Origin of the sequence: Streptomyces rectiverticillatus (assembly GCF_013394065.1) — a bacterium.
In the GTDB taxonomy this organism is placed as follows: Bacteria; Actinomycetota; Actinomycetes; order Streptomycetales; family Streptomycetaceae; genus Streptomyces; species Streptomyces rectiverticillatus.
In genome coordinates this window covers 3,485,245-3,510,323 of sequence record NZ_CP040752.1, presented here as the reverse complement: position 1 = coordinate 3,510,323, position 25,079 = coordinate 3,485,245, and the positions used below count along the sequence as shown (strand labels likewise).

The 25,079-nt window shown below is 70.6% G+C and carries 18 protein-coding genes and 5 tRNA genes; 14 read left to right on the top strand and 9 right to left on the bottom strand.

Features of this window, described 5'->3' with window-relative positions; genetic code table 11:
• Positions 1-18 precede the first annotated feature (18 nt).
• Positions 19-1,482, bottom strand: coding sequence for an MFS transporter (locus FGW37_RS15075; RefSeq protein WP_179081518.1), 1,464 nt, complete (start codon positions 1,480-1,482; stop codon positions 19-21).
• Between the two features lie 257 nt (positions 1,483-1,739).
• Here FGW37_RS15075 and FGW37_RS15070 point away from each other — a divergent pair, with 257 nt between their 5' ends.
• The 4 genes from FGW37_RS15070 to purM all read left to right on the top strand — a co-directional run bounded on the left by FGW37_RS15070 (position 1,740) and on the right by purM (position 5,961).
• Positions 1,740-2,396 carry a TetR/AcrR family transcriptional regulator gene (locus tag FGW37_RS15070; RefSeq protein WP_179081517.1) on the top strand — a complete coding sequence of 219 codons (657 nt, stop codon included), beginning with the start codon at positions 1,740-1,742 and terminating at the stop codon, positions 2,394-2,396.
• 10 nt (positions 2,397-2,406) lie between these two features.
• On the top strand, positions 2,407-3,198 hold the full coding sequence (locus FGW37_RS15065; protein ID WP_179081516.1) for a maleylpyruvate isomerase family mycothiol-dependent enzyme: 792 nt from the start codon (positions 2,407-2,409) through the stop codon (positions 3,196-3,198).
• Between the two features lie 136 nt (positions 3,199-3,334).
• Positions 3,335-4,852 (top strand): amidophosphoribosyltransferase, encoded by a 1,518-nt coding sequence (purF, locus tag FGW37_RS15060; protein ID WP_179081515.1) that lies wholly within the window; start codon positions 3,335-3,337, stop codon positions 4,850-4,852.
• Positions 4,853-4,893: 41 nt separating this feature from the next.
• Positions 4,894-5,961: a phosphoribosylformylglycinamidine cyclo-ligase gene (purM, locus tag FGW37_RS15055; RefSeq protein WP_179081514.1), complete on the top strand. Its 1,068-nt coding sequence runs from the start codon at positions 4,894-4,896 to the stop codon at positions 5,959-5,961.
• Between the two features lie 170 nt (positions 5,962-6,131).
• On the opposite strand, the gene FGW37_RS15050 is transcribed toward purM, so the two are convergent.
• A complete protein-coding gene (locus FGW37_RS15050) occupies positions 6,132-6,389 on the bottom strand; it encodes a DUF3073 domain-containing protein (RefSeq protein WP_179081513.1) in 258 nt (85 codons plus the stop codon).
• A gap of 377 nt (positions 6,390-6,766) precedes the next feature.
• On the bottom strand, positions 6,767-7,885 hold the full coding sequence (locus FGW37_RS15045; RefSeq protein WP_179081512.1) for a Leu/Phe/Val dehydrogenase: 1,119 nt from the start codon (positions 7,883-7,885) through the stop codon (positions 6,767-6,769).
• A gap of 202 nt (positions 7,886-8,087) precedes the next feature.
• Between FGW37_RS15045 and FGW37_RS15040 the strand changes: the two genes are divergently transcribed.
• Together FGW37_RS15040 and bldC are read left to right on the top strand one after the other, a co-directional pair.
• The gene (locus FGW37_RS15040) at positions 8,088-8,975 is read left to right on the top strand and encodes a DUF8083 family protein (protein ID WP_179081511.1); all 888 of its coding nucleotides are present in this window, start codon (positions 8,088-8,090) and stop codon (positions 8,973-8,975) included.
• A 468-nt stretch (positions 8,976-9,443) separates the two neighbouring features.
• Complete coding sequence (gene bldC / locus FGW37_RS15035; RefSeq protein WP_003949541.1) at positions 9,444-9,650, top strand: developmental transcriptional regulator BldC; 207 nt, start codon at positions 9,444-9,446, stop codon at positions 9,648-9,650.
• Between the two features lie 474 nt (positions 9,651-10,124).
• Here bldC and FGW37_RS15030 read toward each other — a convergent pair whose 3' ends face one another.
• From FGW37_RS15030 to FGW37_RS15005, 6 genes are all read right to left on the bottom strand, one after another.
• On the bottom strand, positions 10,125-10,370 hold the full coding sequence (locus FGW37_RS15030; protein WP_179081510.1) for a DUF6274 family protein: 246 nt from the start codon (positions 10,368-10,370) through the stop codon (positions 10,125-10,127).
• Positions 10,371-10,474: 104 nt separating this feature from the next.
• A tRNA-Asp gene (locus FGW37_RS15025) sits at positions 10,475-10,549 on the bottom strand.
• Between the two features lie 136 nt (positions 10,550-10,685).
• Positions 10,686-14,642, bottom strand: coding sequence for an ATP-dependent RNA helicase HrpA (gene hrpA, locus FGW37_RS15020; protein WP_179081509.1), 3,957 nt, complete (start codon positions 14,640-14,642; stop codon positions 10,686-10,688).
• A gap of 117 nt (positions 14,643-14,759) precedes the next feature.
• Positions 14,760-14,833, bottom strand: a tRNA-Phe gene (locus FGW37_RS15015).
• A gap of 56 nt (positions 14,834-14,889) precedes the next feature.
• Positions 14,890-14,964, bottom strand: a tRNA-Asp gene (locus FGW37_RS15010).
• Between the two features lie 39 nt (positions 14,965-15,003).
• A tRNA-Glu gene (locus FGW37_RS15005) sits at positions 15,004-15,076 on the bottom strand.
• A gap of 202 nt (positions 15,077-15,278) precedes the next feature.
• Here FGW37_RS15005 and FGW37_RS15000 point away from each other — a divergent pair.
• The 8 genes from FGW37_RS15000 to FGW37_RS14965 all read left to right on the top strand — a co-directional run bounded on the left by FGW37_RS15000 (position 15,279) and on the right by FGW37_RS14965 (position 24,986).
• Complete coding sequence (locus FGW37_RS15000; protein ID WP_179081508.1) at positions 15,279-15,629, top strand: metallopeptidase family protein; 351 nt, start codon at positions 15,279-15,281, stop codon at positions 15,627-15,629.
• A gap of 195 nt (positions 15,630-15,824) precedes the next feature.
• Entirely contained in the window at positions 15,825-16,334 is a 510-nt protein-coding gene (locus FGW37_RS14995; protein WP_179081507.1) for a hypothetical protein, read from the top strand.
• A gap of 214 nt (positions 16,335-16,548) precedes the next feature.
• Positions 16,549-18,822 carry a DEAD/DEAH box helicase gene (locus FGW37_RS34150; protein ID WP_425506532.1) on the top strand — a complete coding sequence of 758 codons (2,274 nt, stop codon included), beginning with the start codon at positions 16,549-16,551 and terminating at the stop codon, positions 18,820-18,822.
• A 132-nt stretch (positions 18,823-18,954) separates the two neighbouring features.
• A tRNA-Lys gene (locus FGW37_RS14985) sits at positions 18,955-19,027 on the top strand.
• Positions 19,028-19,283: 256 nt separating this feature from the next.
• Positions 19,284-21,419 carry an alkyl/aryl-sulfatase gene (locus FGW37_RS14980; protein ID WP_179081506.1) on the top strand — a complete coding sequence of 712 codons (2,136 nt, stop codon included), beginning with the start codon at positions 19,284-19,286 and terminating at the stop codon, positions 21,417-21,419.
• A gap of 265 nt (positions 21,420-21,684) precedes the next feature.
• Positions 21,685-22,575: a DUF6227 family protein gene (locus FGW37_RS14975; protein ID WP_246430397.1), complete on the top strand. Its 891-nt coding sequence runs from the start codon at positions 21,685-21,687 to the stop codon at positions 22,573-22,575.
• 237 nt (positions 22,576-22,812) lie between these two features.
• On the top strand, positions 22,813-23,016 hold the full coding sequence (locus FGW37_RS14970; RefSeq protein ID WP_030367061.1) for a cold-shock protein: 204 nt from the start codon (positions 22,813-22,815) through the stop codon (positions 23,014-23,016).
• 251 nt (positions 23,017-23,267) lie between these two features.
• Positions 23,268-24,986, top strand: coding sequence for a DEAD/DEAH box helicase (locus tag FGW37_RS14965; RefSeq protein WP_179081505.1), 1,719 nt, complete (start codon positions 23,268-23,270; stop codon positions 24,984-24,986).
• Positions 24,987-25,079 lie beyond the last annotated feature (93 nt).

The window sequence follows — 25,079 nt, the reverse complement described above, 5'->3', positions numbered from 1 at the left end:
CGCCGGGCGGAGCTCCGGTCACCGGACCCGCAGGCGCACCGCCAGCAGCAGGGCCACCACCATCGCTCCGGCCGCACACAGGAACACCGTGTCGACGGAGGAGGTGAAGGCCCGTATCGCCTGGGCGTGGGCCTCGCCGCCGAGCGAGGCTATGCGGCCCGCCGAGCCGCCGGGGCCCTTCGCCTCGTACACCCGGGCCAGCACCGTGCCGAACAGGGAGGCGCCCAGTGCGCCGCCCAGGGCCTGGAAGAAGCGGATTCCCGTGGTGGCCACGCCCAGTTGGCGGGCCGGTGCGTGTTCCTGCGTGAGCTGGATCAGCTGGCCGAGCAGCTGGCCGAACCCCACGCCCAGGAGCAGCAGCGCCGTGCCGACGACCCACAGGCCGGTGTCGGTTCCCAGCGTCGCGAGCAGCCCCATCGCCGCGGCCGAGACGGCCGTTCCGGTGACCACGAACGTCTTCTGAGACCGGCCGCGTGCCGCCAGCTTTGCGGTGACGATGCCCGTGGCGGAGATTCCTGCGGCCATGGGGAGCAGGAACAGGCTCGCGTCCGTGGCGGCGATGCCGCGCACGAGCTGCAGGTAGACGATCACGTAGACGAGCGAGCCCATCAGGGCCATCCCGGTGAGCGCCTGCAGCGCGAACGAGATGCGCAGCACAGGGATCTTGAACAGTGACAGGGGCAGCACGGGCTCGGCCGCCGTCGCCTGCCGCCGGAGGAACAGGCCGAGCAGCAGCACGCTCGCCGCGATCAGTCCGAGAATGGCGGGGGAGCCCCACGCGTACTCCTTGCCGCCCCACTCGGTGACGAGCAGCAGGGCCGTGGAGAAGGCCGCTGCGAGGCCGGCGCCGAGGAAGTCGATCCGGTGGCGCGAGCCGTGGTGGGGCAGCTTGAGGACGACGGCCGCGGCGGCGATCACGGCGATGCCGATGGGCAGGTTCACGTAGAACACCCAGCGCCAGTCGGCGTGATCGGCGAGGACTCCTCCCAGCACGGGCCCGAGCGCCATGCCCGCGCCCGCCACGATGCCGCCTATCCCGGCGCCGCCCCCCTTGCCGCGGCCGCCGGGACCGCCGGCGCTCCCATCCGCGGCCTCGCCCGCCTTGAGCTGGGCGATCACGACCATGGTGACGCTCATCAGCCCTCCGCCGCCGATGCCTTGGACGGCACGGAAGGCGATGAGCTGCTCCATGGACTGCGCGGCCCCGCACAGCGCCGAGCCCGCGAGGAAGGCGGCGACGGCGCCCAGGAACACCCGGCGTGCGCCGTGGGTGTCGCACAGCTTGCCGTAGAGGGGCAGGACGGCGGTCGAGGCGAGGGCGAAGGCGCTGATCAGCCACGGGACCCGGTCGATGCCGTGTGCGGGGTCGAGGTCGCGCACGATCGGGACGGTGACGGCCGAGACGATGTTCTGGTCGAGCACTGCCAGGAGCATCGTCGCCATGCAGACGACGAAGGCGACCTTCCGCCGCCCTGCCGTCATACGAGGCCCGGCCGCCTGATCGCCCGGCGACGGGGCGCCCGCCGCCACCGCCGCGGGCCCTTCCGCAGGCCCTTGCCCCGGGGCCAACTCCCCCGTCGCTGTGGATGAATGCACCCTTCTTCCCCCTCCGGAGCCGGTCGTGGACGCCGACGGAAGCGGCGCGTCCTCACCATGCCCCGGGAGTGTGTACCGAGTCAATTCTTCTAGCGGGTAAGTTTGTCGGCCGGGTCAAAGTTTCATCCTGGTACAGTCGGGGCATGACCGAAGGGCTGAGCCTGCGCGAGCGCAAGAAGATCCAGACCCGGCGCACTCTTTGGAAGACCGCCGCCAAGCTGTTCCTGGAGCGCGGTTACGACCAGGTGTCGGTCGCCGAGGTCGCCCTGGCCGCCGAGGTCTCGAAGATGACGGTCTTCAACTACATGTCCTCCAAGGAGGATCTGGTCCTCGGCCCCATGCAGGAGCACATCGGCGATGCCGCCCGCGCCGTGCGCGACAGACACCCCGGCGAGTCCGCCGTCGCGGCCTTCCGCAGGTACTTCATGGCCGCGCTCAACGCCCACGACGCCTCCGTCGGCATGAGCGACGACCCCTACGTGCTCCAGGTGCGCCGACTGATCCAGGAGACCCCGGCCCTTCTCGTGCGCGCCCACGAGTACGCCCGCCGCGCCCAGACGCTCCTGGCCGATGAGCTGGCCACCGCCGAGGACGGGCCCGATGCCGAGCTCGCTCCCGTGGTCGCGGCCCAGCTGATGAGCGTCCGCTACGCCGTCCACGAGTACAACCACCGGCGCCTGTTCGCGGGCGAGTCGGCGGATGAGGTCCTTCCCGGCGCCGTCGCCCTGGCCGAGCGGGCATTCGCCCTGGTCGAGCACGGGCTCGGGGACTTCGGGTCGCTCCCGGCCGGCGCCGAATAGGGTCGGAGCCATGCCTCCCGCCCAGCGCAAGCCCCGCCCCCGCAGCTACGACCCCGCCAAGGTGCGCGCAGCCGTCACGGCGCAGCTCGCCCACGTACGGGAAGCGGCCGCGGGCCTGGACGAGGCGCAACTGGCCCTGCCGACGCGGCTGGGGGAGTGCACGGTCCGCGAGCTGATCGCCCACATCGCCCTGGGCGTGGGCCTCGTGGCCCGGCTGATCGAGGAACCCGGCCCGCCTGCGCGGGAGATCACCGCCGTGGAGTGGGTGATCACGACCGCCGGTGCCGGAGTCGGTGCCGAGGCCGCCGCCGGTGATGCGGACACCGCCCTGATCCCCCTCCTGGACGGCGTGGCGGACCGTTTCGCCGCCCTGGCCGCCGCCACCCCGCCGGACCGCCTCCTGGCCGCCCCCTCCGGTGCCATCCGGCTCGACGACTTCCTGGTCACCCGCTGCGTTGAGCTGGCCGTCCACACGGACGATCTCGCCGCGGCTCTCGGCACCGAGATCCGTTACGACCGCCAGGCTTTGGCCAATGCCACCCGTCTGCTTGCCGACGCCCTCGCGGCCAAGGCCCCGGGCGGCTCCGTGGAGGTCCGCATCCCGCCCTTCGCGGTCGTCCAGTGCGTGGCGGGGCCCCGGCACACCCGCGGCACCCCGCCCAACGTGGTCGAGACCGATCCGCTCACCTGGCTGCGCCTCGCCACCGGCCGTACGGACTGGGCGACCGCCCTGGACGCCGCGGCGATCAGCGCGAGCGGCGAGCGCGCGGACATCTCCGCGCAACTCCCTTTGGTGGAATGAACAAAAGATCGCCAAGGGGCGATTCGCCATCCCCGAAAGGTGATTCGCTGTGCGCGCCGAGTGGCTGTGCGTGGTGTGAGGCATCACCGGTCGTCCCCGGTTCGGATGAACCTCCTCCCTGCCATAGACTCAAGGTGTGCCTCGTGGTGACGGACGACTCAGCCACGACCTGCTCCCCGGTGAGAAGGGCCCCCAGGACGCATGTGGCGTCTTCGGTGTCTGGGCTCCGGGTGAAGAGGTCGCCAAACTCACCTATTTCGGGCTGTATGCGCTGCAGCACCGTGGACAGGAGTCCGCGGGTATCGCAGTGAGCAACGGCTCCCAGATCCTCGTCTTCAAGGACATGGGACTGGTTTCCCAGGTCTTCGACGAAACCTCCCTCGGCTCTCTCCAGGGCCACATCGCGGTCGGTCACGCCCGCTACTCCACCACCGGAGCCTCGGTGTGGGAGAACGCCCAGCCGACCTTCCGGGCGACCGCCCACGGCTCGATCGCGCTGGGTCACAACGGCAACCTGGTCAACACGGCCGAGCTGGCCGAGATGGTCGCGGCCCTCCCCCGGGAGAACGGCCGTGCCACCCAGGTCGCGGCGACCAACGACACGGACCTGGTCACGGCCCTCCTCGCGGGCCAGACCGACGCCGAGGGCAAGCCGCTGACCATCGAGGAGGCGGCCACCAAGGTCCTTCCCCAGGTCAAGGGCGCCTTCTGCCTCGTCTTCATGAACGAGCACACGCTCTACGCCGCCCGCGACCCGCAGGGCATCCGCCCGCTGGTCCTCGGCCGCCTGGAGCGCGGCTGGGTGGTGGCCTCCGAGACGGCCGCCCTGGACATCTGCGGCGCCACGTTCGTCCGCGAGATCGAGCCCGGCGAGCTCATCGCCATCGACGAGCACGGCCTGCGCACCAGCCGCTTCGCCGAGGCCCGCCCCAAGGGCTGTGTCTTCGAGTACGTGTACCTGGCCCGCCCCGACACCGATATCGCGGGCCGGAACGTCTACCTTTCCCGCGTGGAAATGGGCCGCCGGCTCGCCGCCGAGGCCCCGGTCGACGCCGACCTGGTGATACCGACCCCGGAATCCGGCACCCCCGCCGCCGTCGGTTACGCGGAAGCCAGCGGCATTCCGTACGGCACCGGCCTGGTCAAGAATTCCTACGTCGGCCGGACCTTCATCCAGCCGAGCCAGACCATCCGCCAGCTCGGCATCCGGCTCAAGCTCAATCCGCTCAAGGAAGTCATCAAGGGCAAGCGCCTGGTCGTCGTCGACGATTCCATCGTCCGCGGCAATACCCAGCGCGCACTCGTCCGGATGCTCCGCGAGGCGGGCGCCGCCGAGGTGCACGTGCGGATTTCCTCCCCGCCGGTGAAGTGGCCGTGTTTCTTCGGCATCGATTTCGCCACCCGCGCCGAGCTGATAGCCAATGGCATGAGCGTCGAGGAGATCGGCCGGTCGCTGGGCGCGGATTCCCTCGCGTACATCTCCCTCGACGGCATGATCGAGGCGACCACCATCGCCAAGCCGAACCTCTGCCGCGCCTGCTTCGACGGTGAGTACCCCATGGCGCTCCCCGACCCCGAGCTGCTCGGCAAGCAGCTCCTGGAGACCGAGCTGGCCGGTGGCACGGATGCCGCCGATGCGCTCCGTCGTCCGTAAACGCCTCCGCAGTACCGAACGACACGAAAGTTCTCAAACTCATGTCTGAGACCACCGGTGCCAGCTACGCAGCCGCGGGCGTCGACATCGAAGCGGGCGATCACGCCGTCGAGCTGATGAAGAAGTGGGTCAAGAAGGCCACCCGCCCGGAGGTCGTCGGCGGCCTCGGCGGATTCGCCGGGCTCTTCGACGCCGGCGCGCTCAAGCGGTACGAGCGCCCCCTCCTGGCCTCCGCGACCGACGGCGTCGGCACGAAGGTCGACATCGCCCGCCGCATGGGCGTCTACGACACCATCGGCCACGACCTGGTCGGCATGGTCGTGGACGACCTGGTCGTCTGCGGCGCCGAGCCGCTGTTCATGACCGACTACATCTGTGTCGGCAAGGTCTACCCCGAGCGGGTCGCCGCCATCGTCAAGGGCATCGCCGAGGGCTGTGTGCTCGCGGGCTGCGCGCTGGTCGGCGGCGAGACCGCCGAGCACCCCGGACTGCTCGGGCCGGACGAGTTCGACGTGGCCGGTGCGGGCACCGGTGTGGTCGAGGCCGACCGGGTGCTGGGCGCCGATCGCATCCGTACGGGTGACGTCGTCATCGCGATGGCCTCGTCCGGACTTCACTCGAACGGGTACTCACTGGTCCGCCATGTGCTCTTCGACCGGGCCGGCTGGGAGCTGGACCGTGAGGTTCCGGAGTTCGGCCGGACCCTTGGCGAGGAGCTGCTGGAGCCCACCAGGATCTACTCGCTGGACTGCCTGGCGCTCACCCGTACGGCCGAGGTGCACGCCTTCTCGCACATCACCGGCGGCGGTCTCGCCAGCAACCTGGCCCGGGTCGTCCCGGACCACCTCCACGCCACCGTCGACAGGGCGACCTGGACGCCGGGCGCGGTCTTCGGCACCGTGGGCCGCCTCGGCGGGGTCGAGCGGCTGGAGCTGGAGAAGACGCTGAACATGGGCGTCGGCATGATGGCGGTCGTGCCGCCGGAGTCCGTGGACGTCGCCCTTTCGGTCCTCGCCGACCGGGGCGTGGACGCCTGGGTCGCGGGTGCGATCACCGAGCGCGGCGATCACGCCGAGGCTGTGGCCCTGACCGGTGACTACGCGAGCTGACGCCAACGGCCGCTTGTGGGCAGTCGTGCTGCTGAGGCGGCAGGGGTGTGCACAAGCGGCCCGCACCCGTGCGACGGCTCAGCCGTATGCCGGCACGGTGCACAGCGTCCGGGCAGCACAGAACCCGGTCCGAGGTCGGGCCTCGAACCGGGTCAGTGGGAGTTACAGCGTCAAGCGCGGCGACGGTAAGGAGACTCGGACGGAGCCTGCTCGTCCTCGTCCTCATCGTCGTTGTAACGACTCGCGTACTGAGCGTACGGGTCGTCATCCAGCTCATCGTCCTTGTCGAGCGGCTCGCTGTTCGGCGGCTGCTTCGTCGGCGATGCGCCCAGCTCATTGGCCAGACGTGAGAGGTCGGTCCCGCCGCTGTTGTACTTCAGCTGGCGGGCGACCTTTGTCTGCTTGGCCTTGGCCCGGCCGCGCCCCATGGCTCGACCCCCTCAATGACGGGGCTCGACGGCCCCAGAGTCTTGACACGCGTTCACGTTCATGAGTCAGAGCGGATCCCCGTGGAGGGATCCGGCCTGTAGGGCTTCAACGGTACCTGCTTCCGCGGCCATACGGTACGTCGCCCGCATGACGTGCCACGCAGCACAACCCTAGGGGAGCCCCGTCCCCGCTGGTCAGCTGCGATTTTAACGTGTCTTGTGCCCCGACCCGCCGATGGGTGGTGAGAGATGTCTCGCTCACCACCTCATCGGACGGGCCTGTAGGGACCGCTAGGGGCGCTCGGCCCGTCCGGTCGGCCACGCGGTGTCCGCCGACCGGTCACCCGTCGTGCGTAAAGCGCCCTTACCGGACGGTTCTACCGGGCGGTAAGGGAGGCTCCGGCGGCCGCCCGGGCCTCCGCCATGCGCTGCTCGGCCAGCCGGTCGGCGGCAGCGGCGGGCGGAATGCCGTCCGCCTTGGCCCGATCAAATATGGCCAGAGTCGTATCGAAAATCTGGTTCGCCTTGGCCTTCGCGCGGTCGAAATCAAACCCGTGCAGTTCGTCCGCGACCTGAATCACTCCGCCGGCGTTCACCACATAGTCGGGCGCATAGAGGATGCCGCGGTCCGCGAGGTCCTTCTCGACGCCGGGGTGGGCGAGCTGGTTGTTGGCCGCGCCGCAGACCACGCTCGCGGTCAGAGCCGCCACCGTGTCGTCGTCCAGGGCGCCGCCGAGGGCACAGGGGGCGTAGACGTCGAGCGGGGTGCGGACCAGGACGCCGGCGTCCGTCACTGCGGTGACCTGCGGGTGGCGGGCCAGGATGCGCTCGACGGCCTCCCTCCGGACGTCGGTGATCACGACCTCCGCGCCGTCCTCGACCAGATGCTCCACCAGGTGGTGACCGACCTTCCCGACGCCCGCGACGCCGACCCGGCGCCCGCGCAGCGTCGGCTCGCCCCACTGGGTCCGTGCGGCGGCGCGCATGCCCTGGAAGACGCCGAAGGCGGTGAGCACGGAGGAGTCGCCGGCACCGCCGTTCTCGGGGGAGCGACCGGTGGTCCAGCGGCACTCGCGGGCGACTACGTCCATGTCCTGGACGTAGGTGCCGACGTCGCAGGCGGTGACGTAGCGGCCGCCGAGGGAGGCCACGAAGCGACCGTAGGCAAGCAGGAGCTGTTCGGTCTTGATCTGATGGGGATCGCCGATGATCACGGCCTTTCCGCCACCGTGATCCAGGCCCGCCAGCGCGTTCTTGTAGGACATGCCGCGGGAGAGGTTGAGGGCGTCCAGCACCGCCGCCTCCTCCGAGGCGTACGGGTAGAACCGGGTGCCGCCGAGGGCGTTGCCCAGGGCGGTGGAGTGGATGGCGATCACTGCCTTGAGGCCGCTCTCGCGGTCCTGGCAGAGGACGACCTGCTCGTGGCCGCCCTGATCCGACCGGAACAATGTGTGCAGCACGCCGTCAGCTTCATCGGTTGGACGTACGTCAGTCACTGTGGTGACTCCATATGTCGCGGAGGTCGCCCTCCGGGGGTGGTGGAGGGCCGGTTGGCAAGAGGGTAAGACCTGTCGGCCCGGGGAGCCGGTCCCGTGCAGAGGATCACTCTCCCGGGGACCGGTGCCATGGGACGATTTGCACGGTACGGGGAGGGTTCGGCAACTCCCTGCAGTGTCCTGCGGTTTGAGGGGAGCACGTGTGGGCTCGGCTTCGTCGGTGACTGTCCCGTACGCGGCGTACCTGCGGGTTTACGAGCCGCTGGGCGCATTTCCGGAGCCGGAGCGCACGCACTGGGAGCGCTACGCCCGGCGCGAGGCTCTGCCCTGCGCCCAGGACGAGCTCCGGCGCTCGCTCGCCGACCTCCTGCCCACCCCGCCCGTGCCGGTTCCGGTGCACGAGAGCGGCGACGCCTTCGTGACCCTCCAGGACGGGGTGCTGTGCGTCTGCCCCTGGCGCACCAGGCTGCGCGGCTGGGTGGCGCTGGGGGAGCTGGCCGAGACCCTGCCCGCGCCGGTCCTGGACGCCGCGCTGCCGCCGGTGGTGCGCCGGCAGGCGGAGGCCGACTACGAGCGCTGGCAGGAGCGCAACCCCGACGCCCGGCCGTGGATCCGCACGGCCACCTGGCAGGTGCCGCTGCGCTGGTTCGTGCTCTTCTCGGACGAGGAGCGCGAGTACGGCAAGACGGGCGAGTACGCGGGGGACGGGGAGCCCGGGCGGGCCGGCGGCCAGGCGGGCCGGGAGGGGCTGATCCTGCGCTACCGCACGCCGATGGTGCAGGCCAGACGGCGGGTGGCCCGGGGGCTGCGCACGCTCAAGGACGCCATCGACGAGGGTCCGCTGATCGACGGCCTGGTGGACGTGGGGCGGTGGCTCGAGGAATTCCACCCGCGTTCCCTGGTGGAGCTGGACTACGGCGGTCTGGTGCATATGGTGCCCGAGGCGCAGCTCGCCGAGGATCATTCCGCCGGGGATACGGCGGAGGGGCTCGCGGCGTTGCGCGCGGGGGATGGGGTGCGCGCGGGGAGGGCGTACGAGCGCTTGACGGAGCGCTGGAGCGCCGTACGCAACCGGCAGTACGCCAATTGAAGTCTTGGTGCGAGAAGCCCTGGGACCTAGGTCCCGATCCGGGCCATTGCGGCAACCGTGACCTAACGCACTTTCGTCAGGTCTTGCGCCCATCGCCCATCCGCGTGGCAAAATAGGACAAGGAGTCCGGGAAGGGCTCCTTCCGTCCAACTACGGGCGGATTGATCGGTATTGCACTCCTTGGCGGGTCTGGTGACCCCTGATCCCGCTGTGACTGATCGTCACGGCGGCGTGACTGTCCGCTATGGCATGGTCCATCGGCTTCCGTCGAGGTTGAACACCTGAGAGGGCAATTCCATCGGTTTGGCCGACGTGGCTGGACAGATGGTGTAGTTGTAGTGCCGAGGACAAGCCGTTCGTCCTATAACCGACTCGGCCCGCGTCCGCCATTTCGGGCAACGCGGGTCAAGGTGCAGAATTTAGAGGAAAGAACCGACTCCACGTCAGGTTCTCCCGAGGAGGCCGCTCATGACCGCTCGCACCCCTGATGCCGAGCCGCTGCTGACCCCGGCTGAGGTTGCCACGATGTTCCGCGTGGACCCGAAGACGGTCACCCGTTGGGCCAAGGCTGGCAAGCTCACGTCCATCCGTACGCTCGGAGGACACCGCCGTTACCGCGAAGCGGAGGTCCGCGCCCTGCTGGCGGGCATTCCGCAGCAGCGCAGCGAGGCCTGAACAACCGCATCACCGGGCGTTTTCCGGGGCCCCCAACCCGGCCTGCGCCCAGCTAGCTCCACCTGAAGCACCATCTGGCTACAAGCGACCGGCACCTGCCCCAACAGGTCCGAAGCCCACCGACTTGGGCGAGTCGTCGATCGCGCTGGACTCCGCCGGGTCCAGCGCGATCTTTTTTATGCCCGCACGCCACCTCGAGCGCCCCTCGACGGCCGTGCCCGACTGTGGGCAGCAAGAGCCGGCTACGCACCCGTACGGACCTGCGGGCCCACCCTTTCGGGTGGAGTGCAATTGCACATATTAAATTGACCCGTTGTAGGTCAGGGGTAAGTTCCCTCGGTCGGGAAACTCTTTCGGTGACTCCCATCACAGTGCGACGTGCTTGTCACTCACCGTGCCGCTGCGGTAAAGAGCCCGGTGAGCAACACGCGCATCCGCTCTGCGGCCGACTGCCGCCGGATCAGGCGCCGTTGGTCACCCGGAAGCCGCCCCGGCCTCCCCGGCACCCCTGGGCTCGGACACCGGCCCCGCCGCGGCCTCTTGGGCGAGCCGCAGCAGCCGGTGGCACACGGCGCAGTGGCGGGTCAGGTGGCGATACCCCGAGGCGCCCGAGGCGGCGGACAGATGGGCGCGCAGCAGCGCCCTCGTCTCGTGCCTGATGCTCTCGGTCCGCGTGGCCCGGGTCCGGGTGGCCTGGGTCCGGGTGGTGGTTGTCGTCATGGAGCGCAGCACCTCCACTGTCTGGGTACCCCTGGCACGTGTCCCAGTCAAGGTCGAATGCGAGAAGGCCCGGATCCCTGGGGGATCCGGGCCTTCAATCGATGCGGTCCTGACGGGATTTGAACCCGCGGCCTCCACCTTGACAGGGTGGCGAGCACTCCAAACTGCTCCACAGGACCTTGCTTGCTTGCCGCTCTCGCGTGCTTGCGAAAGAGACTCTACAGCAGGTCAGGGGGTGCGGTCGAACCCGATCACGGAAGCGGCCCCGAACGGGTTCCGCACCGCGGCGCAGGGCCGCCCGCACCCCTGCGCCGCCTAGGGCGCCAGCTGATCGATGGCCTTCACGATCCGCTTGTCCGAGACCGGGTGCGCCGTCCCCAGGGCGTGGGCGAAGTAGCTCACGCGGAGCTCCTCGATCATCCAGCGGATGTCGAGCGCCTCCTGGGGCACCGGCCGCCCCTTGGGGAACTGCTCCAGCAGCCACGCGTACTCGTCCTGCATCTCCTTCACCTTCGCCATCCGGGCGCGGTCCCGGTCGGCGTTGGAAGGCAGCTGGGTGAGCCGCCGGTCGACCGCCACGAGATAACGCAGCAGGTCCGGCAGCCTGCGCACGCCGTGGGCGGTGACGAAGCCGGGCTTGATGAGCCCCGCCAGCTGCTCCTTGACGTCCGACAGGGAGGACATGAGCGACAGGCTCGTGGTGGCCTTCAGCCGGCGCTCGCACGCCTGCCAGGCGGCCAGCACCTCCTGCACCTTGCGGATGGCGTCCAGCGTGGCGTCCACGATGTCCGCCCGTACCGCGTCGAAGAGCTTGCGGAAGGATTCTTCGTCCCAGACGGGCCCGCCGTGCGCCGCCATCAGCTTGTCGGCCGCACCCGAGACGCAGTCCTCGAAGAGCGCCTGGACGGAGCCGTGCGGATTGCGCGACAGGGCGAGCTTCTGCTGATTGCCGAGCTTGTCCTGGGCGAATTTCGCGGGGTTGGACGGCAGGTTCAGCAGGATCAGCCGGCGGGTGCCCCGCCACATGGCCTCGCGCTGCTCCTGCTCGGTGTCGAAGAGCCGCACCGCGACCGAGGAGCCCTCGTCCACCAGCGCCGGGTACGCCTTGACCGGCTGGCCGGCCCGCCGCGTCTCGAAGGTGCGCGGCAGGGTGCCCACCGTCCAGGACGTGAGCCCCGAGCGCTGCTCCGGGGCGCCGCCGCCGGTGCCGCCGCCCTTGGCGGCCCCTGCGGCCTGCTCGAAGGCCTTGGAGATCGCCGCCTGCGTCTTCGGCTTGAGCCGCAGCCGCAGCGCCTCCAGGTCCTTGTCCTCGGCGATCTTGCGGCGCCGCTCGTCGACGACCCGGAAAGTGATCTTCAGGTGCTCGGGGACCTTGCCCGGGTCGAAGTCCTCCGGGTCCAGCCGGACCGCCGTCATCCGGTGCAGCTCGCGCGCCAGCGTGACCGTCAGCGACTCCTGCAGCGGGACGGCACGGTCCAGGAAGGCCTTGGCGAAATTCGGCGCCGGTACGTAATTCCTGCGGATCGGCTTGGGCAGCGAACGGATCAGCTCCGTCACCAGGTCCTCGCGCAGCCCCGGGATCTGCCAGTCGAAGCCCTCGGCCGAGACCTGGTTCAGCACCTGCAGCGGAACGTGGACGGTCACGCCGTCCGCGTCCGCCCCGGGCTCGAACTGGTACGTCACCTTGAACTTCAGCCGGCCCTGCCGCCAGGAATCCGGATAGTCGTCCTTGGTGACGGCCTCGGCGTTCTCGTTGATGAGCATCGACTGCTCGAAGTTCAGCAACTCCGGCTCGTCGCGCCGCTTGTGCTTCCACCACGAGTCGAAGTGGGCGCCCGAGACGATGTGTTCGGGCAGCCGCTGGTCGTAGAAGTCGAAGAGCGTCTCGTCGTCCACCAGGATGTCCCGGCGGCGGGCGCGGTGTTCCAGCTCCTCGACCTCGCCGAGCAGTTTGCGGTTGTCCTGGAAGAACTGGTGGTGCGTCCGCCAGTCGCCCTCGACCAGGGCGTTGCGGATGAACAGCTCGCGGCTGGTCTCCGGGTCGATCCGCCCGTAATTGACCTTCCGCTGGGCGACGATCGGCACGCCGTACAGCGTCACCCGCTCGTACGCCATGACGGCCGCCTGCTTCTGCTCCCAGTGCGGCTCGCTGTAATTGCGCTTCACCAGGTGCTGGGCGAGCGGCTCGATCCACTCCGGCTCCACCTTGGCATTGACCCGCGCCCACAGCCGCGAGGTCTCCACCAGCTCCGCCGACATGATCCAGCGCGGCTGCTTGCGGAACAGCGCCGAGCCCGGGAACACGGCGAACTTCGCACTGCGGGCACCCAGGTAATCGTTCTTCTCGGTGTCCTTGAGGCCGATGTGCGACAGCAGGCCGGCCAGCAGCGACTGGTGCACCCGGTCCGGGGCCGCGTCCTCCTCGGCCATGTGGACGCCCATGGACTTCGCGACCGTCCGCAGCTGCGAGTAGATGTCCTGCCATTCGCGTATGCGCAGGTAGTTCAGGAACTCCGACTTGCACATGCGCCGGAACGCCGACGACGACAGCGCCTTCTGCTGCTCGCGCACATAGCGCCACAGGTTCAGGAAGGCGAGGAAGTCGCTCGTCTCGTCCTTGAAGCGGGCGTGCTGCTGATCGGCCTGCGCCTGCTTCTCCGAGGGTCGCTCGCGCGGATCCTGGATGGACAGCGCGGCCGCGATGACCATGACCTCGCGGACGCAGCCGTTGCGGTCGGCCTCCAGGACCATGCGGGCCAGCCGCGGGTCCACCGGGAGCTGGGCGAGCTTGCGGCCCAGCTGCGTGAGCCGCTTCTTCGGGTCCTTCTGCGCCGGATCCAGCGCCCCCAGCTCGACCAGCAGGTCGACGCCGTCCTTGATGTTGCGGCGGTCCGGCGGGTCGATGAACGGGAACTTCTCGATGTCGCCGAGCCCGGCCGCGGTCATCTGCAGAATGACGGAGGCCAGGTTCGTACGGAGGATCTCCGCGTCCGTGAATTCCGGGCGGGCGAGGAAATCGTCCTCGGAATACAGCCGGATGCAGATGCCGTCCGACGTACGGCCGCAGCGGCCCTTGCGCTGGTTCGCGCTGGCCTGGGAGACCGCCTCGATCGGCAGCCGCTGGACCTTGGTGCGGTGGCTGTAGCGCGAGATCCGGGTGAAACCCGGGTCGATCACGTAGCGGATGCCGGGCACCGTCAGGGACGTCTCCGCGACGTTCGTCGCGAGGACGATCCGGCGGCCCGTGTGGCGCTGGAAGACCCGGTGCTGCTCGGCGTGCGAGAGGCGGGCGTACAGCGGCAGGATCTCGGTGAACCGGAGTTTTTTCTTCTCCAGGGCGTCCGCGGTGTCGCGGATCTCCCGCTCGCCGGAGAGGAAGACCAATATGTCGCCGTCGCCCTCGCGCTGCAGCTCCTCCACCGCATCACAGATCGCCGTGATCTGATCGCGGTCGGAATCGCCGGAATTCTCCTCCAGCAGCGGCCGGTACCGCACCTCCACCGGATAGGTGCGCCCGCTGACCTCGATGATCGGCGCGTCGCCGAAATGGCGCGAGAACCGCTCGGGGTCGATGGTGGCCGAGGTGATGACGACCTTGAGGTCGGGGCGGCGCGGCAGCAGCTGGGCGAGGTAGCCCAGGATGAAGTCGATGTTGAGGCTGCGCTCGTGCGCCTCGTCGATGATGATCGTGTCGTACTGGCGCAGCTCGCGGTCCGTCTGGATCTCGGCCAGCAGGATGCCGTCCGTCATCAGCTTGACCAGCGTGTCCTCGCCGACCTGGTCGGTGAAGCGGACCTTCCAGCCGACCGCCTCGCCCAGCGGGGTGCGCAGCTCCTCCGCGACGCGCTCCGCGACCGTGCGGGCGGCGATCCGGCGGGGCTGGGTGTGCCCGATCAGTCCCCGGACGCCGCGGCCGAGCTCCATGCAGATCTTGGGGATCTGGGTGGTCTTGCCGGAGCCGGTCTCGCCCGCGACGATCACGACCTGGTGGTCGCGGATCGCCGCCAGGATCTCGTCCTTCTTCTGGCTGACGGGGAGCTGCTCGGGATAGGTGACGGCCGGCGCGGCGGCGCGGCGGCTCGCGACGCGCAGCTCGGCCGTGCCGACCTCTGCCGTGATCTCGGCCAGGACGGCCGCACGGGCCTCGGGCTTGCGGATGCGGCGGGCCCCGTCGAGCCGCCGCCCCAGGCGCTGCGCGTCGCGCAGCGTCAGCTCGGGCAGGCGGGCGGCGAGGTCGGCGAAGGCGGCGTGGGCGGCAGGCTGCGTAGACATACGAAGTCCAGGATCGCACCACGCGCCGGGAAGCGGCGAACCCATTTAGGGGCGCGGTGGCGCCCCCGCGGGCCCGGAAAAGCACTGAGCCCCCCGTCGAGGACGGGGGGCTCACTGTGGCTGGGGCCGGGGTCGAACCGGCGACCTTCCGCTTTTCAGGCGGACGCTCGTACCAACTGAGCTACCCAGCCTAGGGGCATCTCCCAGGTCGGAGACCTAGGGGAAGCAAGCACCAGGGTACTTGCAGCGGTCCTGACGGGATTTGAACCCGCGGCCTCCACCTTGACAGGGTGGCGAGCACTCCAAACTGCTCCACAGGACCTTGCTATGTGCGAGCACTAGTCTCGCACACGGTAAAGCGTGCCCCCAACGGGATTCGAACCCGTGCTACCGCCTTGAAAGGGCGGCGTCCTGGGCCACTAGACGATGAGGGCTGATGGCCCACCTGGGCGCTTCGCAGCGCCTCGGGGACGTGAGAAGCATATGGGATGGAGAGGGGGAACGCCAAAACGGTTTCCCGGAGGCCGTGCGACGGGGTGGATGGACGCGGCGCGACGGGGTGGACGGAGGCGGCGCGACGGGCGGGCAGGGGCGGCGCAGGGGCCGTACGGAGGGACGTGCCGGACAATGGCGAGCGTGCTGGAGATGACGCGCGAGGAGTTCGAGGAACTGGTCGCCGAGGCCCTGGACCGGATCCCGCCGGAGCTGACGCGGCTGATGGACAACGTCGCGGTGTTCGTCGAGGACGAGCCGCCGACGGAGGACCCGGAGCTGCTCGGCCTCTACGAGGGGACGCCGCTGACCGAACGCGGCGAGTGGTACGCGGGGGTCCTGCCGGACCGGATCACCATTTACCGCGGGCCGACGCTGCGGCTGTGCTCTTCCAGGGAGGAAGTGGTGGAGGAGACCGAGGTGACGGTGGTTCACGAGGTGGCCCACCACTTCGGCATCGACGACGAGCGGCTGCACGCGCTCGGCTACGGGTGAGCGGGCAATGGTGAGCAGGTAAAGGTGAGCGGGTAAAGGTGAGCGGGGTAAGCGGGTAAAGAGCCGGTCAGGTGACCGCGTGCCGCGCGTGTCCTGTGCGGGGCGGTCTCAGTTGGGCAGGGCGCCTGTTTCATGCGTTGCCGATGCGGTCCGTACGCGTCGCCGATGCGACCCGTAGCCCTAAGGCGGTCCCCGATGCCCCCCACCTCGCCCCGCGCAGCCGTCACCCGGATCGCGGCCGTCGCCGTCGCGGCCCTGGCCCTCGGGGGGTGCATGAGCGTGAGCGACCCGGAGCGGCCCGCTCCGTCGCCGGGTGCGGGCAAGCAGCGCGAGGCGGGGCCGGAGCCGGACGGCGGGGTGCGGCTTCCGGGCGGGCGGCCGGGGCAGGCGGACGCGCGCTCGGCGCGGGGGGCGAGCGGCAGTCCGTCGGCGAAGAGCGCCACCAGCCCGTCCGCGTCGGCGACGCCCTCGGCCTCGCCCGCCGGGGCCTCGCCGGACGCCCGCACCGGCAAGCCGGGCAAGAAGCCGAAGCAGCCGGGCAACGGGGCCGGCACGGTCCCCGCGCCCGGGCGCCCGCCTGCCTCCACCCAGCCGGCGCCCCAGTCGACCACCCCCACGCCGCAGCCGCCCGTCACCCAGCCCCCCGCCTCCTCGGCGCCCCCGTCGCCCCAGCCGGGCCCCCAGGCGGCGGGCCCTGTGGCGTAGGCCATGCGGCCGGACGGGGGCAGCGGGTTGCGTCCGGCGGTGGTGAGTGCGTATGGTGGTAGATCGTTTGATCCCATTTGCCCGGCGCCTAACAGAAGCGCGCCGTGTGGCGCGTTCCTTACCTTGCCGTGGCTGACCGCATCGAGGCGGTCATTTGTGAAGCCGACACGGAGCTTGGGCGCGTGCCGAAACTCCGGAAGGTTTCGCATTTCGCATGTCCATTTCCACTGAGCAGACCGTCATGCCCGCGAGCGACGAGATCGTCGCCGAGGCGGACGCCGTCACCGCGGAGACCACCGCGGATCTCGCCTCCTCCGACACCGCCGCCGAGGCCGTCGACACCGACGCCGCCGCCGAGCCCGCCGAGCCGACGATCACCTTCGGTGACCTCGGCCTGGACGACGCGATCGTCCGCAAGCTCGCGCAGAACGGCGTCACGACCCCCTTCCCGATCCAGGCCGCGACCATCCCGGACGCCCTGGCCGGCAAGGACATCCTCGGCCGCGGCCGCACCGGCTCCGGCAAGACCCTCTCCTTCGGTCTGCCGCTGCTGTCCACCCTGGCCGGCGGCCACACCGAGAAGAAGCGCCCCCGCGGCCTGATCCTCACCCCGACCCGTGAGCTCGCGATGCAGGTCGCGGACGCCCTCCAGCCCTACGGCGACGTGCTCGGCCTGAAGATGAAGGTCGTCTGCGGCGGTACGTCCATGGGCAACCAGATCTACGCCCTGGAGCGCGGCGTCGACATCCTCGTCGCCACCCCGGGCCGTCTGCGCGACATCATCAACCGCGGCGCCGCCTCGCTCGACAAGGTCCAGGTCGCCGTCCTCGACGAGGCCGACCAGATGGCCGACATGGGCTTCCTGCCCGAGGTCACCGAGATCCTCGACCTGGTGCCGGCCGGCGGCCAGCGCCTGCTGTTCTCCGCCACGCTGGAGAACGAGATCGACACCCTCGTCAAGCGCTACCTGGTCAACCCGATCACGCACGAGGTCGACCCCTCCGCCGGTGCCGTCACCACCATGACCCACCACGTCCTGGTCGTGAAGCCGAAGGACAAGGCGCCGGTCACCGCCGCCATCGCCGCCCGCAAGGGCCGCACCATCATCTTCGTCCGCACCCAGCTGGGCGCCGACCGCGTCGCCGAGCAGCTGCTGGACGCCGGCGTCCGTGCCGACGCCCTGCACGGCGGCATGACCCAGGGCGCCCGCAGCCGCGTCCTCGACGACTTCAAGGCCGGCTACGTGAACTGCCTGGTCGCCACCGACGTCGCCGCCCGCGGCATCCACGTCGACGGCATCGACCTGGTCCTCAACGTCGACCCCGCCGGTGACCACAAGGACTACCTGCACCGCTCCGGCCGTACGGCCCGCGCGGGCCAGTCCGGCACGGTCGTCTCCCTGGCCCTGCCGCACCAGCGCAAGCAGATCTTCCGCCTGATGGAGGACGCGGGCGTCGACGCCTCGCGCCACATCGTCGGCGGTGCCGGCGCCTTCGACGAGGACGTCGCCAAGATCACCGGCGCCCGCTCCCTCACCGAGGTGCAGGCCGACTCCGCCGCCAACGCCGCCAAGCAGGCCGAGCGCGACCTGGCCGAGCTGACCCGCCAGCTGGAGCGCGCGCAGCGCCGCGCCTCCGAGCTGCGCGACGAGGCCGACCGCCTCCTGGCGCGCGCCGCCCGCGAGCGCGGCGAGGACCCGGAGGCCGCCGTCGCGGCTGCCGCCGAGGCCGCCGCCACCGAGGCCAAGGCCGAGGAGGAGGCCGCTGCCGCCGCGTCCGTCCCGGCGCAGGCCGCGCCCGCGCGCGACGAGCGGGGCAACTACGAGCGCCGCGACGACCGGGGTGGCTTCCGCCGCGACGACAACCGCTCCGGTGGTTTCCGTCGTGACGAGCGTCGTGATGACCGTCGTGATGACAACCGCTCCGGTGGTTTCCGCCGCGATGACCGTCCGTCCGGTGGTTTCCGTCGCGATGACCGTCGTGATGACAACCGCTCCGGTGGTTTCCGTCGTGACGACCGTCCGTCGGGCGGCTTCCGTCGTGACGAGCGCCGCGATGACCGTCGTGATGACAACCGCTCCGGTGGTTTCCGTCGTGACGACCGTCCGTCCGGTGGTTTCCGTCGCGATGACCGTCGTGATGACAACCGCTCCGGTGGTTTCCGTCGTGACGACCGTCCGTCGGGCGGCTTCCGTCGTGACGAGCGCCGCGATGACCGTCGTGATGACAACCGCTCCGGTGGCTTCCGCCGCGATGACCGTCCGTCCGGTGGCTTCCGCCGCGACGACCGCCCCTCGCACGGCGGCGGCTTCCGCTCCGGCGGCAGCGACCGTCCGTTCAACCGCGACCGTCGTGACGACCGTCCCTCCGGCGGCGGCTTCCGCTCCGGCGGCCACGACCGCCCGACCGGCCGCCGCGACGACCACCGTGGTGGCGCCGGTTCCTTCGGCCGCCGCGACGACAAGCCGCGCTGGAAGCGCAACGGCTGATAACCGCAGGTGATTTGGGGCCCGTACGGCACTTCGGTGGCGTACGGGCCCCGCTGCGTCTGCGCTCCCGTCCGACGCATCGGCCATAACGACTCGGGATAACGCGGTCGGCCGGGCTATGCTGCGGGGTGCGGGCCGTTAGCTCAATTGGCAGAGCAGTGGACTTTTAATCCATTGGTTGTGGGTTCGAGTCCCACACGGCCTACCCGATGCGGGCGAGGGAAACCCCCTCCGACCTGCGAAGGAGCGCCCCGCCCGGTACTTGCCGGGCGGGGCGCTTCCGCATTCCGGCCCCCTTCCGGACCGCCTTCCGCCCCGGCTTCCTGGCTTGATCGTGTTCCTTGTGCGACGTTCCACCGCTTCATAGCGTCGATGTCGCACCTTGCACCCGTACGGCGCCACACGCACCACTCTTCCGCCGCACACGCGGAGCTTCCGCATGTCCCAAGGAGGAACGTCGTATGCCTGAGAACGCCCGGTCGCAGGAGCCCAGCGAACCCACCGAACCCACCGAACCCACCGAGCGCGCCAAGCCCGTAGAGCCCGTCGAGCCGTCCGCGGCCGTCGCGGAGGCGAACCGCGGGGTCATCGAGACCATTCCGCCCAGCACCGGCGACTTCGCCGACGCCACGCGCGGACTGCTGGCCCCGCCGCCGCGAGACCTTCCGGTCATCCTCTCCCGCGACGGCAAGCGCGCCGTGTGGGACTTCGCCGGCTACGAGTTCCTCGAGGACGGCGGGGACGTACCGCCGCCGTCCGTCAACGCGAGCCTGTGGCGGCAGGGCCGGCTCACCGCCGTCGCCGGCCTGTTCCACGTCGCCGCCTCGAAGGGCCGGACCATCTACCAGGTCCGCGGCTACGACCTGTCCAACATGACGATCGTGACGGGCGACCGGGGCATCATCGTCATCGACCCGCTCGCCTGTTACGAGACCGCGCAGCACGCCCTGCGGCTCTACCGCGAGACGTGCAACGACAACCGGCCCGTCACCGCGATCATCTACACCCACAGCCACGTCGACCACTTCGGCGGCTCCCGCGGCCTGTTCAACGACACCAGGGACGTCATCGCGCCCGACCTGAAGGTCTACGCGCCCGAGGGCTTCGTGGAACACGCCGTCAGCGAGAACGTCTACGCGGGCCCGGCCATGAGCCGCCGCTCGGGCTACATGTACGCGGCCGGCCTGGACAAGGGCCCCGACGGGCAGGTGGGCTCCGGCCTCGGACTGACGATCTCCACCGGCGAGGTGACACTCATCCCGCCGACCGACTACGTAGGCGGCTCGCAGCACCAGCCCACTCCGGAGAGCGAGTGGACGCCGCAGGACGTCATCCCGTGGCGGCCCGGCCTGTACCGGCTGTTCGTGGACGGGGTCCGGATCATCTGCCAGCTCACCCCGGGCACCGAGGCCCCGGCGGAGATGAACTTCTACTTCCCCGAGCTGCGCACCCTCTGCATGGCCGAGAATTCGACGCACACCATGCACAACATCCTCAGCCTGCGCGGCGCTCAGGTCCGGGACGCCCACGCGTGGTCGAAGTACCTCACCCAGGCCATCCAGACCTTCGGCGAGGACACCGACGTCGAATTCGCCTCCCACCACTGGCCGCGCTGGGGCAAGGAGAGCATCCTCGAATTCCTCGCGAACCAGCGGGACATGTACGGCTATCTCAACGACCAGACCCTGCGCCTGCTCAATGACGGCTACACCGGGATCGAGATCGCGGAGAAGCTCCGGGAGCTGCCGCCCGGGCTGGGCAACCACTGGTACGACCGGGGCTACTACGGCTCGCTCAGCCACAACCTCAAGGCGGTCTACCAGCGCTACATGGGCTGGTTCGACGGCAACCCCGCCCACCTCTGGGAGCTGCCCCCGGTCGAGGCCGGCGCCCGGTACGTGCGGGCGATGGGCGGCGCGGAGGAGGTCGTACGGACCGCGCGGCAGGCGTACGAGGCGGAGCCGCCGCAGTACCGCTGGGTCCTGGAGCTGCTCAACCACGTCATCTTCGCCTCCGCGGACCCCGCGGATCCGTCCCTCGTCCCCGCCGACGTCCTGGCCGCGGCCAAGGCCCTGCAGGCCGATGCCATGACGCAGCTGGGGTACGGCGCGGAGAACGGCACCTGGCGCAACTTCTACCTCACCGGCGCCGAAGAGCTCCGCAACGGGCCGCAGAAGCCCGTCCCGCACAGCGCCTCGGACCTCGTGAAGAGCATGTCCCTGGAGCAGATCTTCTCGTCGATGGCCAAGAGCGTGGACGGGCCCCGGGCCGCCGCGGAGCAGCGGTCGCCGATCGTGCTGCGCTGGGTGTTCAACGGCACCGGCCGGCAGTGCACCACGACCCTGCGCAACGGCGTGCTCGTATACGTCGACGGGGAGGACCTCTTCGCGGGCAAGCCGCAGGCGACCATCACCCTCTCGCGCGCGGCGCTCGACGAGGTGCTGACGCAGGGCTTCGACTTCAAGAAGAACTTCGATGCGGCGGTCGGGAACGGCATCGAGGTGGACGACCAGGCCGCCGCGGACACCGTCTTCGGCTATCTGACCTACCCGAACCCGGTGTTCCCGATCGTGACGCCGCGGCGGGTGAACGAGTGAACGGGCGATAACGGGTGAACGGGTGATAGGTGCGGGAGCCCTGTAGGGCGCCCTGTAGGGCCCCGCCGGGCGGCCTCACCCGGCCCGCCGGGCCAGGGGGGGCGCACAGCACGCGCACGCCCCACCCCCTGAGCCACCGCTGGACGCCCCCCGCGTGCCCGGGCCTCTGCGCACCCAGTTCCCCCGAACCCCGCCCCGGTCCCGTGTTCGCGCCGCTACGGTAAGTGCGCGGGGTGGGCGCGGCGAGGTCCGGGAGGTCGGAGGCATGGAGAACTCGCGAGCGGGTGAGAACGGCAGCGGAAGCGAGCGAGCAGAGTGGGGGAACCAGAGCCCGGCGTACAGGGCGCACAGGGGGCGCACGGAGCACGGCCAGGGACCGGGCGGGCCGGCGGGAGCCGAGACCTCGCCCATCGAGCATGTGGAGGCGCTGCTGGGGCGGGCGCAGAACGGCTTCGAGATCGACGAGCGGATGCTCGGCCGGCTGCGGACGGCGCTGATGCATCAGGCCGAGCTCCGCTCGTACCGCCAGCGCAATGACGACCGGCGCCCCCTCCGCTGCAATTCGTACCGCCACGTCTTCCTCCTGGCGGACGGCAGCAGCCTGCTTCTGTTCGAGCTGGAGCACAACACCGGGCCGGAGGACGTCTTCCTCTACGAGTTGTACGCGGACGAGGACGTCCTCGACCGGGCCGAGCGGCGCGTGCACGACCGGATCGGCGGCGGGATCGGCCCCGGCAGCGAGACGGAGGAGCTGCCGGCCTGGCTGGCGGAGGAGCTGCTGCTGGCCATGGGGCCGGCGCAGCCCCGCCGGGAGTACGTCTCCGACGCCTCGCCCGACCACGCCCGGCGGCTGCTGCGGCGCGCGGAGAACGAGGACGGGCCGGGCGAGGTGGTGCGCGAGCTGCTCCAGGGGGCGCTCGGCCATCACATCGCGCTGATCACCAAGCCGCGGCGCCGTGGCCCCGGGCGCGATGCCACCTGGTGCCGTTTCTACGAGCACGCCTTCCTGCTGGAGGGCGGCGGCGAGCTCAGCCTGTGGGAGCTGGAGCACAATATGAACGCCGACGGCCGCCTGGTCTGCGAGGTCTATCTGGACGAGGCGGAGGCCGAGGTGGCGGCGGACCGTCACGCCCGTTCCCAGGGCGTGGAGCTGTAGTGGGGCCGTAGCGGGCTGTGGTGGAGCTGTAGCGGCACCGGGCTGCCGCGGGGCTGCGCACCGTCGGCGGGCGGGTGAAACGGGGGCCGCCGACGTGTGCTACGCTTAACTGACGTTTCAGTTGTGGTACCCATGAACTCGTGTGCGCCTGACGGTTATGTGAACCGAGGGCGCATTTTTGTTTTTGCCGGTCTTTGTCCGGTGTGGGGCCCATTTGCATCCACTAAGGAGATAGACATGGCTACTGGCACCGTGAAGTGGTTCAACTCGGAAAAGGGCTTCGGCTTCATCGAGCAGGACGGCGGCGGCCCCGACGTCTTCGCCCACTACTCGAACATCGCCTCCAACGGCTTCCGTGAGCTGTTCGAGGGCCAGAAGGTTTCCTTCGACGTCACGCAGGGCCAGAAGGGCCTGCAGGCCGAGAACATCGTCGCTGCCTGACGATGATGCCCGCCCGGTCCGTCTGACGGCGGTCCCGGGCTCCGCATGAAGCACCAGGCAATGGGGCCCGCACCTCGGGGTGCGGGCCCCATTGCTGCCCCTGCGCCGGCCGGCGCCCGTATGCCGGCCGTCGTCCCGCACCAGCGCGCCCAGGCTTTTCCGCCGTCCGACCGTTCTCGTTCCGGACGGTCTCGCGATGCGAAGTCTCCCTTTCGGGCGTGCCACCCCCATTGAGGGAAGGTCCCACCCGTATGACTCGCTCCGCCCGCCCCGCCCGCCCCCGCGGCCCCCAGCAGAACCGTGGTGCCCAGCAGAACCGCAGCTCCCAGCAGGGCGGCCGCGTCGGCGCCCAGTCGTCGCGCCGCAAGCCCGCCGCCGCCCCCCAGGGCGACTTCGAGACCCCGGTCAGCACCACCCCGGCGCTGCCGCCGGTGGCGTCCTTCGCCGACCTGGACATGCCCGCCGGTCTGCTCTCCACGCTGACCCGCGAGGGCGTCACCGAGCCGTTCCCGATCCAGGCCGCGACGCTGCCGAACTCGCTCACCGGCCGTGACGTCCTCGGCCGCGGCCGCACCGGCTCCGGCAAGACCCTCGCGTTCGGCCTGGCCCTGCTGGCCCGTACGGCCGGCCGCCGCGCCGAGCCCGGCCGCCCGCTCGCCCTCGTGCTCGTCCCCACCCGCGAGCTCGCGCAGCAGGTCACCGACTCGCTCGCCCCGTACGCCACCGCCGTGAACCTGCGGACGGCCACGGTCGTCGGCGGCATGTCCATCGGCCGGCAGGCCCAGACGCTCGCGCGCGGCGCCGAGGTGCTCGTCGCCACCCCCGGGCGGCTCGCGGACCTCATCCAGCGCGGTGACTGCAAGCTCGGCGACGTGCGGATCACGGTCCTGGACGAGGCCGACCAGATGGCCGACATGGGCTTCCTGCCGCAGGTCACCAAGCTGCTGGACCAGGTCGACCCCGAGGGGCAGCGGATGCTGTTCTCCGCGACCCTCGACCGCAACGTCGACCGGCTCGTCCGCCGCTTCCTCTCCGACCCGGTGACGCACTCCGTCGACGCGTCGGTGGGCGCGGTCGTCACGATGGACCACCACCTGCTGCACGTCACCGAGACGGACAAGAAGGACACGGTCACCCGGATCGCCGCCCGCGACGGCCGCGTGATCATGTTCGTGGACACCAAGCGCGGTGCCGACCGCCTGGTGAAGAAGCTGCTGTCCGAGGGCGTGCGCGCCGCCGCCCTGCACGGCGGCAAGAGCCAGCCGCAGCGCAACCGCACCCTGGACCTCTTCCGCACCCAGGAAGTCACCGCGCTGATCGCCACGAACGTGGCCGCGCGCGGCATCCACATCGACGGCCTCGACCTCGTCGTGAACGTCGACCCGCCCATGGACCACAAGGACTACCTGCACCGCGGCGGCCGTACGGCCCGCGCGGGCGAGTCCGGCACGGTCGTCACGCTCGTGCTGCCGGAGCAGCGCCGCGAGATGAGCCGGATGATGGTCACGGCCAAGATCTCCCCGAACGTCGTCACGGTCGGCCCGAAGGACGAGGAGCTCGTCCGCATCACGGGCGCCCAGGAGCCCAGCGGCGTGCCGGTGGTCATCGCGCCGCCGGTGCCGGCCCAGTCGACGCCGCGGAAGCGGTCGGGCGGGGGCGGCGCGAGCGCCGGGTCCGCCGGTGGGGCTGCGGCTGCTGCCGGGTCGCGCGGCTCCCGGGGCACCCGTGGCTCGCGCGGCGGGCGTGGCGGTCGTGGCCGGGTGCGTACGGAGATGTCTTCCGGGGCGTCGTCGTCTTCGTCGTCTTCTTCGTCGTCCTCTGCGTCTTACGGTTCGGGCGGTTCGGGTGGCTCGGGCCGGGGTGCCGGGCGGGCGTCCGGTGGCGCTTCCGGTGCGGCTTCCGGCCGGGGTGCCGGCAGGAGCGGTGCCGGCCGGGGCGCCGGGGGCGCACGGGAGCGCCGCTCCTCGTAAGGCCCTTGCTTCACCTCCTCCGGGGCTTACCTCCCCGGTTGGCCCAGCACCGTTCGCCTGCCGACCTCCCGCCCGGAAGGGTGGGAGGTCGTG